10 protein-coding genes are annotated in these 12,446 nt (G+C 44.5%); 8 read left to right on the forward strand and 2 right to left on the reverse strand.

Going from position 1 to position 12,446, the window contains the following annotated elements:
• The first annotated feature begins 29 nt into the window (after positions 1-29).
• The gene (gene arcB / locus KW548_04815; protein ID QXX07351.1) at positions 30-2,369 is read left to right on the forward strand and encodes an aerobic respiration two-component sensor histidine kinase ArcB; all 2,340 of its coding nucleotides are present in this window, start codon (positions 30-32) and stop codon (positions 2,367-2,369) included.
• A gap of 5 nt (positions 2,370-2,374) precedes the next feature.
• A complete protein-coding gene (locus tag KW548_04820; GenBank protein ID QXX07352.1) occupies positions 2,375-2,821 on the forward strand; it encodes a hypothetical protein in 447 nt (148 codons plus the stop codon).
• A 56-nt stretch (positions 2,822-2,877) separates the two neighbouring features.
• Here KW548_04820 and tolC read toward each other — a convergent pair whose 3' ends face one another.
• Positions 2,878-4,203, reverse strand: a complete 1,326-nt coding sequence (gene tolC / locus KW548_04825; GenBank protein QXX07353.1) for an outer membrane channel protein TolC — start codon at positions 4,201-4,203, stop codon at positions 2,878-2,880.
• Positions 4,204-4,436: 233 nt separating this feature from the next.
• Between tolC and nudF the strand changes: the two genes are divergently transcribed.
• The 6 genes from nudF (at position 4,437) to parC (ending at position 11,301) form a co-directional block, all read left to right on the forward strand.
• The gene (gene nudF / locus KW548_04830; protein QXX07354.1) at positions 4,437-5,072 is read left to right on the forward strand and encodes an ADP-ribose diphosphatase; all 636 of its coding nucleotides are present in this window, start codon (positions 4,437-4,439) and stop codon (positions 5,070-5,072) included.
• A complete protein-coding gene (locus KW548_04835) occupies positions 5,054-5,494 on the forward strand; it encodes a DUF1249 family protein (protein QXX07355.1) in 441 nt (146 codons plus the stop codon). The genes nudF and KW548_04835 overlap by 19 nt, the downstream gene beginning before the upstream one ends.
• Before the next feature lie 9 nt (positions 5,495-5,503).
• A complete protein-coding gene (gene cpdA / locus KW548_04840) occupies positions 5,504-6,322 on the forward strand; it encodes a 3',5'-cyclic-AMP phosphodiesterase (protein ID QXX07356.1) in 819 nt (272 codons plus the stop codon).
• A 28-nt stretch (positions 6,323-6,350) separates the two neighbouring features.
• Positions 6,351-6,932, forward strand: a complete 582-nt coding sequence (gene yqiA, locus KW548_04845; protein QXX07357.1) for an esterase YqiA — start codon at positions 6,351-6,353, stop codon at positions 6,930-6,932.
• Positions 6,933-7,146: 214 nt separating this feature from the next.
• Positions 7,147-9,027, forward strand: coding sequence for a DNA topoisomerase IV subunit B (gene parE, locus KW548_04850; GenBank protein ID QXX07358.1), 1,881 nt, complete (start codon positions 7,147-7,149; stop codon positions 9,025-9,027).
• Positions 9,028-9,030: 3 nt separating this feature from the next.
• Positions 9,031-11,301 (forward strand): DNA topoisomerase IV subunit A, encoded by a 2,271-nt coding sequence (gene parC, locus KW548_04855; protein ID QXX07359.1) that lies wholly within the window; start codon positions 9,031-9,033, stop codon positions 11,299-11,301.
• 45 nt (positions 11,302-11,346) lie between these two features.
• Here parC and degS read toward each other — a convergent pair whose 3' ends face one another.
• Positions 11,347-12,414 carry an outer membrane-stress sensor serine endopeptidase DegS gene (degS, locus tag KW548_04860; GenBank protein ID QXX07360.1) on the reverse strand — a complete coding sequence of 356 codons (1,068 nt, stop codon included), beginning with the start codon at positions 12,412-12,414 and terminating at the stop codon, positions 11,347-11,349.
• Positions 12,415-12,446: the final 32 nt, after the last annotated feature.

A 12,446-nucleotide genomic window follows, 5' to 3' on the forward strand; every position in this document is an offset into this window, starting at 1 on the left:
TTACCTAACCTTGTCGCACGGAGCGCTCAATGAAACCGATAAAAAACCTCGCTCAGTATTATGTCGATCTTCTGGTTAAGCTCGGCATTTTGCGTTTCTCAATTTTACTTGCCTTGGCATTAGTCGCTTTAGCTGTTGTCGTTCAGGTTGGCATTACGTTAGTTTTGAGTGGCCATGTGGATGACATTGATATCGTTCGCTCTGTATTTTTCGGTCTGCTGATCACACCTTGGGCTGTGTACTTCCTTTCAGTGGTAGTCGATCAGCTTGAGGAGTCGCGCCAACGCCTGTCCAAGCTTGTTTCTAAACTCAAAGATATGCGCTCTCGGGATCAGGACTTGAATCATAAGCTGCAGCAAAACATTGCCAAGCTCAATCAGGAAATTGAAGAGCGGATTAAAGCTGAAGAAGCACGCGAAGAAGCAATGAAAGATCTCGAAAATGAGGTTTATCAGCGTGAGCGTACTCAACTTGAGTTAGCTGAAAGAACCGCGCTACTTCGTTCATTTATAGATGCTTCTCCTGATCTTATATACTACCGCAATGCCGATGGTGTGTTCTCTGGCTGTAACCGTGCCATGGAAGAGTTGACTGGTAAAAAAGAAAATCAATTAGTCGGTTTAACACCATGGGACGTTTATAGCAGAGAAGTTGCTCAGCAGATTGTCGATACAGATGAAAAGGTGTTTGCAAACAATCAGGCGTTGACCTATGAGCAATGGTTGGAATACCCAGATGGTCGTAAGAACTATTTTGAATTGCGTAAAGTTCCGTTTTATAGCAAGGATGGCCGTCATCTTGGATTGGTTGGTTTTGGACGTGACATTACCGAGCGTAAGCGTCATGAAGAATCTTTGAAGAAAGCGAGTCGAGATAAAACGACTTTCATTTCAACCATCAGCCATGAACTGCGAACACCTCTTAATGGTATTGTTGGATTGAGCCGCATGCTGCTTGATACGACATTGACAGATGAGCAGCGAAACCACATGCAAACTATCAATGTTAGCGCGATTACTCTTGGTAATATTTTTAACGATATTATTGATATGGATAAGTTTGATCGCCGTAAGCTTGAGCTTTTCCCGTCGTCACTGAATTTTGAAGAGTTTGTTGCTGAAATAGAGAGCATTTCTGCCTTAATGGCGTCTCAGAAAGGTCTGCGCTTTGACCTTGAGCGTCTTAGTGAACTTCCAACGGCAATTGATGTAGATGCAACCCGATTGAGGCAGGTGTTGTGGAATTTGATTAGCAACGCCATGAAGTTCACCAAAGAAGGCGGTGTTGTAATGACGGTAGAAGCTGAAGTCGATGAAGAGTTTGCTCGCATTACAATGGAAATTGAAGACAGTGGTATTGGGATACCGGAAGCCGAATTGGAAAAGATTTTTGCCATGTATTATCAAGTTAAATCGGGCAAAGATAATCTGCATGCTGTTGGTACGGGGATTGGCCTTGCCGTGTCTAAACAACTGATTAAGATGATGGATGGAGATATTACGGTAAGCAGCGAGGAAGGCTTTGGTAGTACCTTTACCGTGACTATTCATGTCCCTCTATCTCAGGCCGTGGAAGAGTCTGGAGTCCCTGATACTGAGCGTAAGGAACTTAATATCTTTATGGTTGAAGATATTGAACTCAACATCACTGTTGCGCGCTCGCTGCTTGAAAGTATGGGGCATGAGGTTAGTGTCGCCATGACCGGGCAAGATGCGATCGAAATGTTTGACCCTGAGATCTATGATCTCGCCTTTCTCGATATACAGCTTCCGGATATGACAGGTTTCGATGTCGCAGAATTTTATCGTAAAACCTATAAAGATTTACCTCCTTTGGTCGCCCTTACTGCTAATGTACTGAAGAATAAAAATGAGTATCTTGAAAAAGGCATGGACGATGCGATTAGTAAACCCCTATCGGTGATCGCGGTGCAGGAAGTGATTGCCAAGTTTACCTCGGATGAAGTGTACCAACGTCCAGAGCCTGTTGAAGAGGTCGATATTCCAGAAATTAACGATTTATACAGCCGAGTGCTGGACCTAGAGATGCTGGACTCTTACGTGGGTATTGTTGGTGCTAAGCCAGTGCTGGATAGTATTGATATGTTTGAGAACATGATGCCAGAATACATTGAAGTGCTTAATTCGAATATGACAGCGAAGCATCAAGACGGTATTGTTTCTGAAGCGCATAAGATTAAAGGCGCAGCGGGCTCTATTGGCCTCAAACATATTCAGAAAATTGCTCAGAAAGCACAATCCCCTGACTTGCCTGCATGGTGGGAAAATATCGATGACTGGGTTGAAGAAATAAAGAATGAATATCAGAATGATATTCAGATTCTGAAAGAGTGGTTGGCTCAAAGGTGATAACAATGAAAAAAATCGCATTAGTCGTTCTTGGCGCAGTGCTTTTAGCAGGGTGTTCAACCGCACCAGTCGGTTGGGAACAAAGAAACCAAGCAACAGTTGAAGAAGCGACGGTACGCTTGAAGAGTAACCTTTGGTTGAATAAGATGCCGACCTTAGGTGAAGTCCAAGATCAAACGCTCCATGGTTCGCTGTATCTAGAGTCTGACAAGCTATTACCCGCAACTCTGGAAGTTGACAGTATTTCTATTAAGCAAGGTGATGATAGCTGGACTATTGATGGTGAATTACTGGAATTACGCACACATAATCAAAGTCACTGGGAGGTCGCTTTTGTGTGGCAGTTTGCTGTGAATGCAGATCAACCAGTGGATGTGGCTGTCATGCTTAAGAACGGTGATAAGGTCGAGTGGCTGGTAGAAAAAGAAGTAGCAATAGATACAGTCTATTAGTCACTGGTCTCCCAGAGATCGAAAAGGTTGATGCCAAGGCATCAACCTTTTTCGTTTTAGCTACTCGCTGGCGCCTCTTTCAAACCAGCATTGATATCGAGAACATCCTGTTCGCTTAAAGTTCCGACGGCTTGGCGAAGTTTTAATACGCTCAGAATGTAATCGTAACGTGCGTTAGATAAATTCTTGTTCGCATCATACAAGTTGCGAGTCGAATCGAGAACATCAACGATAGTACGAGTACCAACATCGAACCCCGCCTCAGTGGCTTCTAAAGCAGACTTAGTCGATACAACGGTTTGTTCATAAGCACGCAGTGCTCCAATTGAAGCGCTGATGTCATTGTTAAAAGCACGTACGTTTTTTACTACGCCGCGGTAAGTGGCTTCTAAATCTTGGCTCGCTGCTACGTAATCAAATTCAGCTTGCTTGGTGAGAGAGGTCGTTGAACCACCCGTGTATAGAGGTACCGACAAATTTAGCCCGATGTTAAAGCCATCTGAGTCATAATCACCAGAGCTTGGGGTACTATTCATTTGTTCGGCAAGGCTGTAGTTACCATCCAAAGTTAATGAAGGTAGGTGACCTGAGCTTTGAAGTGAAATGTTATCCTTGGCGATATCTTGTGCGATACGTGAAGACAGTAGGCTCAGGTTTTTCTGCTGAGCTTCTTCAACTAAAGCGTCGACTGGCGTTTGAGTTTTAGTCGCAGAGAAACGAGTAATGTCTAATACATTTAGATTGGCGTGTTCTAGGCCGGTGATCTCTCGTAAACCCTCGTAGCTGTTTACCAAACTATTTTCAGCTAATACCTCATCAGCTAACACTGAGTCGTACTGCGCCTGCGCATCATGTACGTCAGTAATGGCAGAAAGGCCTACTTCAAAACGTTGTTTAGTTTGCTCTAATTGGCGACCCACTGCCGCTTTTTCGGCTTGAACAAAAACCAAATTGTCTTTTGCTCTTAGCACTTCAAAATAGGCAGTGGCAACCCTAAGAATGAGATCTTGCTGGGCTGCTGCATAAGTCGCGTCAGCTTGGCGTGCCGTTTTTTCCGCTGTATCTAGAGTTATCCAGCTTGAGCGCTTGTATAACTCTTGGGTAAAGCCTACTGCGGCAGTCCAAACGTCAGAATCGTATGTGGCACTGTTACGTTCACCACGGTTTACGTCATAAGCTGCTGTTAAACTAATTTGAGGTAGTAAGGTTGCACGGCTAGAAGTCACCGCTTCAAATGCAGAATCGCGAGAAGCTGCTGCGCTAAGTAATGTTGGGTCGTTATCTTTTGCTTGGTTATAAATTTCCGTCAGTGTGTCAGCGAAAGCATTTGTGCTCAGGCTTCCTAGTGCTGCACTGATAAATAGTGGAAGCAGTTTTTTCATAGGTCCTATTCCTGCCAAAATATGAAAAAGGTGACTCATCGAGAGTTTAACTCATACTGATGCTAATTCACGCAAAACTTTGCAAATTTTTACACTTAACTATCCACTTGTGCAATATATTTAATTCATCAATTTAACTCAGAATACAAAAATTGTATAAAAAGTTGAGCCATATCCTTGGAAGTTAAGCTTTTGTCTGAGTAAACTATAAGATTCACTCACTGAGGTGCCGAATGCAACTATCTGACAGTCAACAAAGTGAATTTACTCCACAAGATGTAGAGATTATCTCAAAAGAAACTCTATTTAAGGGCTTTTTTAAGATGGTTAAGTATCGCTTTCGACATAAATTGTTTGAAGGAGGTTGGAGTGAAGTGATTGAACGTGAAATGTTCGAGCGAGGGCACGCTGCGGCTCTACTGCCATATGACCCAGTGACGGATCAGGTTGTGTTGATTGAACAAATTCGAGTGGGGGCTTTGGAGCATGCTCATCCATGGCAACTAGAAATTGTCGCTGGGATGATTGATACACAAGAGTCACCAGAAGAGGTGGTTCGTCGCGAAGCGGCAGAAGAAGCCGGCATTTCAGTTGATGGGTTAATCAAAGTGATGTCCTATTATCCTTCTTCTGGAGGCTGTTCAGAGAAACTGGATGTGTACGTTGGGAAAGCCCAAGCTTCCTCCGCACATGGCGTTCATGGTTTAGACTATGAAGGTGAGGATATCCGAGTTCATGTGGTTGATCGCGAGGTCGCCTATCAATGGGTCACGGACGGGAAATTTGAAAATGGTGCTTCGATCATTGCTTTGCAGTGGTTACAGCTCAACTACCAAGCAGTAAGAGAACAATGGCACAAGCAGCAGTAAAAAAGGCGTATCACGTTGATTTAGCAGATTTGATGCGTACCTATGAAACCAATTACGCCAAGCTCAACGCTTTACTTCCACTTGGAGCAAAGGTCGGAGATTTACGCTGCTATCAAGCTGCTGACATGGCGTATCAAATTCAAGTGGTCGAAGTCACAAAGTACACAACTTTGGTCGATATTTGTCAAAGTGATGATATACCGGTGTTTCCATTGCCAAAAATGTCTGTCAGGCTCTATCACGATGCTCGTGTCGCCGAGGTATGCGAGTGCGAACATTTAAAACGAGTGAATGCTCGATACGAATATCCCAATGACAAAATGGTTCAACAAGATGAGAAAGTACAATTGAATCGTTTCTTGGGTGATTGGTTATCTTTTTGCTTAAGGCATGGTATCAGCCGGACGCCGATCAATATTTAGGTTTTAGTTTTGAAAGTAACGTCAAGCTCATCAGATAGCAGCATTAGGCTGCTCCAGATTACAGATACTCATCTATTTGAAGCAGCAGATGGAAGCCTTTTGAGTGTGAATACAGGCGACAGTTTTAAAGCTGTCATTGACGCTATTGTCGAAGAAAATCCTGCCTATGATGCCATTTTGGCGACAGGGGATATTTCACAAGATCATAGCGAAGCTTCTTACCAACGGTTTGAGAAAGGTATTATCCCACTCAAGAAAAAATGTTTCTGGCTGCCGGGTAATCATGATTTCAAACCGAGCATGACATCAGTGATACCTTCTCCGCAAATTCAGCAAATTGAACATGCACTGTTGGGTGAACAATGGCAGATGATTGTGCTCGACTCTCAGGTTGCAGGTGTACCGCATGGTCGTTTGAGCGATAAGCAGCTTATGCTTCTTGAGGAAAAGCTCGCTCAGTACCCTCAACGCTACACCCTGATTTTACTTCATCATCATCCTATACTGGTTGGTAGTGCTTGGCTAGATCAGCACACCTTGAAAGATTCAGAAGATTTATGGCAAATCCTTGATAAACATAATAACGTTAAAGCTGTCTTATGTGGTCATGTGCATCAAGATATGAATGTCGTTCGTAAAGGCGTTCGTGTTATGGCAACGCCATCCACCTGCGTTCAGTTCAAACCACACTGCGATGATTTTGCTTTAGATAATCAGGCTCCAGGTTGGCGTGAACTTCTGTTACACGACGACGGTACTGTCGAGACTGAAGTGAAACGGCTACCTGTGGGTAGCTTCCAACCTGATTTTCATTCAACGGGCTATTAAACTTGAATTCTTCTTACTAAGGATCTCTATGCGACCTTCATTACTTCTTTATATTCATGGCTTTAACAGTTCTCCTTTGTCTCATAAAGCTAATGTTATGAAGGAGTATTGTAAGCAATATCATCCTGATATTAAGGTGGTTGTGCCTCAGCTACCGTGCTTCCCGAAACAAGCCGCTGAGTGTTTATTGGACATTATTGAACAACATATCAATGAATATCGTATTGGTTTGATTGGCAGCTCTCTTGGGGGATACATGTCTATGTGGCTGAATGCTCAATTTGGCTTCAGAGCTGTGGTTGTTAACCCAGCAGTAAAACCTTATGAATTGCTCGCTGATTACTTAGGTGAACAAGAAAATCCCTATACACATCAACGTTATGTTTTAGAAGATAGACACATTGATGAGCTTAAAGTATTGGATACACCTTCAATCAAGCGACCTCAGGATTTCTGGCTTTTGCAGCAAACTAAGGATGAAGTGCTGGATTATCATCAGGCAGTCGATAAATTTTTAGGAGCTAAGCAAACGGTTGAAGAAGGAGGGGATCATAGTTTTATTAACTTCGAACGCTACCCCCAACAAATTATCGAATTTCTTCAGCTCTAGCACTCCTTGAGGGAAGAGTCATAATTTTAGTGGTTACTTCGTTATCCCGCTTGACATCATTGCCTCTCTTCCAGACTATGTTTCACCTGTACTGAGCTGGATTCAGAACGACGAGAGTTTGGCCGTTTTTGCTACTTTTTAGGCTCATTGATAAAAAGAACAAAAAATTGCTGGCTCAGTAACCCATTTATTTTATATAACGAAATTCCGTATTATGACTGAACAATATAATGCAGGAGCCATTGAGGTTCTTAATGGTTTGGAGCCAGTACGTCGCCGACCAGGGATGTATACGGATACCGCGCGTCCCAACCATTTGGGACAAGAAGTCATCGATAACAGTGTCGATGAAGCGCTCGCCGGACACGCTTCAAAAGTTCAAGTAATTCTCCATGCTGACCAGTCACTTGAAGTGATCGATGATGGTCGAGGCATGCCCGTTGATATCCACCCAGAAGAGAAAGTCTCTGGTGTGGAGCTTATTCTATGTAAGCTTCACGCAGGTGGTAAGTTCTCGAATAAAAACTATCAATTCTCTGGTGGTCTACACGGGGTAGGTATCTCCGTGGTGAACGCCTTGTCTAAGCGTGTGGAAGTGACGGTGCGCCGTGATGGTCAGGTGTATGACATTGCATTTGAACATGGTGATAAGGTTTCTGATTTAACCGTGACAGGGACTTGTGGACGTCGTAACAAAGGGACTAGCGTCCACTTCTGGCCGGACGCTAAGTACTTTGACTCGGCAAACTTCTCAGTCACCCGACTGATTAACAACCTTCGAGCCAAAGCTGTGCTTTGTCCAGGACTGGAAATCACGTTCTCTGATAAGGTCAATGGTAACGAGCATAAATGGTTGTATGAAGATGGTCTCAAAGATTATCTTGCGGAAGGCGTGAAAGGCTATACAGTTTTGCCCGAAGAGCCATTTACTGGCGAATTTTCTGCTGAAACAGAAGCCGCAAACTGGGCTGTCATTTGGCAGCCAGAAGGTGGTGAGATGATCACCGAAAGCTACGTTAACCTCATTCCTACCGCACAAGGTGGTACTCACGTTAACGGTCTACGACAGGGGTTACTTGATGCAATGCGTGAATTCTGTGAATTCCGCAACCTGTTGCCACGTGGCGTTAAGCTGACGGGGGATGATGTATTTGATCGCTGTTCTTACGTGTTGTCGGTTAAGATGCAGGATCCCCAATTTGCTGGTCAGACTAAAGAGCGTCTCTCTTCACGTCAAACTGCTGCATTTGTTTCTGGAGTCGTGAAGGATTCATTCAGCTTATGGCTAAATGAAAAACCACAATTGGCTGAACAGCTGGCTGAAGTCTGTATTGCCAACGCTCACCGTCGTATGCGTGCAAGTAAGAAGGTGGTGCGTAAAAAAGTGGCTTCAGGTCCAGCTCTACCAGGCAAACTGACGGACTGTTCGGTTCAAGATTTAAACCGCACTGAAATCTTCTTCGTCGAGGGTGACTCGGCAGGTGGTTCAGCTAAGCAAGCTCGTGATCGTGAGTTCCAAGCGGTAATGCCACTACGCGGTAAAATTCTTAATACGTGGGAAGTCTCTCCTGATCAGGTACTCGCTTCTCAAGAAGTCCATGATATCTCAGTGGCACTAGGGATTGATCCTGATAGTGAGAACCTTGATGGTCTTCGCTACGGTAAGATCTGTATCCTTGCCGATGCGGACTCGGATGGTTTGCATATCGCAACGCTACTATGTGCTCTATTTACGCGTCATTTCCGCTCTCTCGTTGAAGCGGGTCATATCTATGTAGCCATGCCACCGCTCTATCGTATCGACTGTGGTAAGGAAGTATTCTATGCCCTTGATGACGATGAAAAAGAAGGCATTCTAGAGCGCTTGTCGAAGAAGAAAGCAAAAATCAACGTACAGCGATTCAAAGGTTTGGGTGAGATGAACCCACTGCAACTTCGTGAAACGACGATGGATCCAAATACTCGTCGCTTAGTTCAGCTAACCATTGATGACAACCAAGCCACCATGGAAATGATGGATATGCTGCTTGGTAAGAAGCGTGCTGATGATCGTCGCTCTTGGTTACAAAACAACGGCGACATGGCAGAGGTTTAACAGATGTCTACTGAAATCACATTTGATGGCGTTGAACAGTTGCCAATGCGCAAGTTCACCGAAGACGCTTATCTCAATTATTCGATGTACGTCATTATGGATCGCGCGTTGCCATATATTGGTGACGGTTTAAAGCCGGTTCAGCGTCGTATTATCTACGCAATGTCGGAGCTTGGCCTTTCGGCAGCGGCAAAATACAAAAAATCAGCACGTACTGTTGGTGACGTGTTAGGTAAATACCATCCTCACGGGGATTCTGCTTGTTACGAAGCTATGGTATTGATGGCTCAGCCATTTTCATATCGCTATCCGCTCGTAGATGGTCAAGGGAACTGGGGTGCGCCTGATGATCCTAAATCGTTCGCGGCGATGCGTTATACCGAAGCCAAACTCTCTAAGTTTGCGGAAGTTTTGCTTGGCGAGCTAGGTCAAGGCACCGTGGAATGGCAGCCGAACTTTGACGGTACAATGAAAGAGCCGCAAATGTTGCCATCACGTTTACCCCACATCCTGCTTAACGGTGTGACAGGTATTGCGGTAGGTATGGCCACGGATATTCCACCACACAACGTACGTGAAGTGGCGGAAGCAACGATTCACCTTATCGACAATCCAAAGTCTGAACTTGCAGATGTAATGAACTTTGTTCAAGGGCCTGATTACCCAACAGAAGCAGAGATCATTTCGCCTAAAGCAGACTTAGAGAAGATTTATCGTACTGGTCGCGGCAGCATTAAAATGCGTGCTGTGTGGCATAAAGAAGGTTCAGAGATCGTCATTACCGCTCTGCCACACCAAGTGTCCGGCGCTAAGTTACTAGAGCAAATCGCTAACCAAATGCGTGCTAAAAAGCTGCCTATGGTTGACGATCTGCGTGATGAATCCGATCACGAGAATCCGACTCGTATCGTGGTGGTGCCGCGTTCAAACCGCGTTGACTGTGATCAGTTGATGAACCACCTATTTGCTTCAACCGATCTTGAAAAGAACTTCCGTGTAAACCTAAACATGATTGGTTTAGACAACCGTCCTCAGGTGAAAGGGCTCGTTCAAATTCTCTCTGAATGGATCGAATTCCGCCGTGCGACTGTACGTCGTCGTTTGCAACACCGTTTAGATAAAGTTATGGCTCGCTTGCACATCTTGGAAGGTTTGTTGGTTGCATACCTTAACCTTGATGAGGTGATTGAGATTATTCGTACTGAAGACGATCCTAAAGCGGTGCTGATGGAACGTTTTGGTATTACTGATATTCAAGCCGATGCGATTCTCGATACCAAGCTTCGCCACTTAGCGAAATTGGAAGAGATGAAGATTCGTGGAGAGCAGGAAGAGCTAGAAAAAGAACGTGAAAAGCTAGAGCAACTATTAGGTTCTGAGCGACGTCTTAATACGCTTCTGAAGAAAGAAATCAAAGCGGACGCAGACAAGTATGGTGATGATCGCCGTTCGCCAATGGTTGAGCGCGCAGAAGCCAAGGCGCTAACAGAGCGTGACTTAGTCCCTAGTGAACCAATTACGGTTGTGCTTTCTGAGAAAGGTTGGATTCGTCATGCTAAAGGACATGATGTTGATGCGGATGGCCTGAACTATAAGTCGGGTGATAAATACCTTGCTCATGCTCGCGGTAAGAGTAATCAGCAGGCCGTTTTCCTCGGCAGTGATGGTCGAAGCTACTCACTCGAGTCGCATTCTCTACCGTCAGCCCGTAGTCAGGGCGAGCCGATTACTGGGCGTCTTAACATTAGTGCAGGAACTAATATCCGTCATGTGGTAATGGGGGAAGAAGAGCAATTGTGGTTAGTGGGTTCTGATGCTGGCTATGGTTTCGTTTGTAAAGGCAGTGATCTTTTATCAAAAAACCGTAGTGGTAAAGCACTGGTTACATTACCACAAAACTCGGAAGTGATTACTCCTGACACCATTAGTGATCTAGATAATGATGAAATTTTAGCGATCACCAACCAAGGTCGAATGCTGTTATTCCCTATCAAGGATCTTCCTCAATTGGGTAAAGGTAAGGGTAATAAGATTATCAATATTCCTGCTGCTAAAGCCAAAGAACGCGAAGAGGTGGTATCACATTTGATATCCTTGCCTCAAGGAGCTTCAGTCACTCTTTATGCGGGTAAGCGTAAGCTAGGTTTGAAGAGCGCCGATCTGGACAACTTCCGTGGTGAGCGAGGCCGTCGAGGCAGTCTACTACCTAGAGGATTGCAAAGAGTAACACGCATAGAAATCGAAGGCTCTACAATGGAGCAAGACAGCGAGTAAAAACAAATCCCATGCTAGAAAGTATGGGATTTTTTTATTCAATTTTTAAATCTCTTGAGTGTCTTCTGCAATCATAACGTTAAGTGTTTGTTCTTTACCCTTACGTAGAATCAGTACATCGACGCTAGTCCCTGGTCTCAATTCAGTGACAATATCCATTACGCTTTGACGACCATTGATTTTTTGTCCATCGATTTTAAGAATAATGTCCTGAGCCTGAAATCCTGCGTCTGCACCAGGTCCGTTAGGGTCAACGCCTAATACAACAATGCCGCCCAAATGCTCATTACCCAATAAACGAGAGGTGACGGAATTAATATCTTGACCGTCGATGCCTATATAGCCTCGGATAACACGACCATCGGCAATGATCTTCTGCATGATCTTATTCGCCAGCGCGTATGGAATAGCAAAAGAAATGCCGTAGGTTTCTAGTTCAGTTGCTTGCTGGAATGAGGCTGTATTGATCCCAACTAACTCTCCTCTTGTATTGACTAACGCCCCTCCAGAATTACCTTCATTGATCGCCGCGTCAGTCTGAATAAAGCCTTGTCGTCCACCTGCACTAATGGAAGAACGGCCAGTCGCAGAAACAATTCCAAAGGTTGTCGTTTGACCTAGATTGTATGGGTTACCAATAGCAAGAACCACATCGCCTACGGTTGGAGTGTAATTAGGATTGAGTGGTATCACGGGGAGATTACTGCCTTCGACACGCAAAATCGCGATGTCAGTACGTTTGTCAGTACCCACTAATTGAGCGGCAGCTACCCGTCCATCCTGAAGTGCTACTACAATCTGATCAGCCTGAGCGACGACATGGTAGTTGGTTATGATGTAGCCTTTTTCACTAACGATGACTCCAGAGCCTAGCCCTTGAGTCAGGAGTTTAGAACGATCGTCTTCCGTGTATTTTCGGCTGTATATATTGACTACGGCAGGGGCTGCTTTTCGCACCGCACCATTAAAGGATATCTCTTGAGCTGAAGTGATATTGATTTCATTGCTGAAAGTCTGAGGAAGAATACTGGAACGTAGAGAGGGGATAGCTAATAGTAACAGAGCAGCTGTCGCCAACCCTAAACCGATTGAACGCAACAAGAATTGCAGCATATTTTCCTAACCACTTCAAAATTCATACAAGT

The sequence above is a fragment of the Vibrio neptunius genome, assembly GCA_019339365.1.
Lineage (GTDB): Bacteria > Pseudomonadota > Gammaproteobacteria > Enterobacterales > Vibrionaceae > Vibrio > Vibrio neptunius.

Coding starts and splice junctions, on each gene's coding strand:
- arcB (QXX07351.1), top strand. CDS start 30: ATGAAACCGATAAAAAACCTCGCTCAGTATTATGTCGATCTTCTGGTT.
- KW548_04820 (QXX07352.1), top strand. CDS start 2,375: ATGAAAAAAATCGCATTAGTCGTTCTTGGCGCAGTGCTTTTAGCAGGG.
- tolC (QXX07353.1), bottom strand. CDS start 4,203: ATGAAAAAACTGCTTCCACTATTTATCAGTGCAGCACTAGGAAGCCTG.
- nudF (QXX07354.1), top strand. CDS start 4,437: ATGCAACTATCTGACAGTCAACAAAGTGAATTTACTCCACAAGATGTA.
- KW548_04835 (QXX07355.1), top strand. CDS start 5,054: ATGGCACAAGCAGCAGTAAAAAAGGCGTATCACGTTGATTTAGCAGAT.
- yqiA (QXX07357.1), top strand. CDS start 6,351: ATGCGACCTTCATTACTTCTTTATATTCATGGCTTTAACAGTTCTCCT.
- parE (QXX07358.1), top strand. CDS start 7,147: ATGACTGAACAATATAATGCAGGAGCCATTGAGGTTCTTAATGGTTTG.
- parC (QXX07359.1), top strand. CDS start 9,031: ATGTCTACTGAAATCACATTTGATGGCGTTGAACAGTTGCCAATGCGC.
- degS (QXX07360.1), bottom strand. CDS start 12,414: ATGCTGCAATTCTTGTTGCGTTCAATCGGTTTAGGGTTGGCGACAGCT.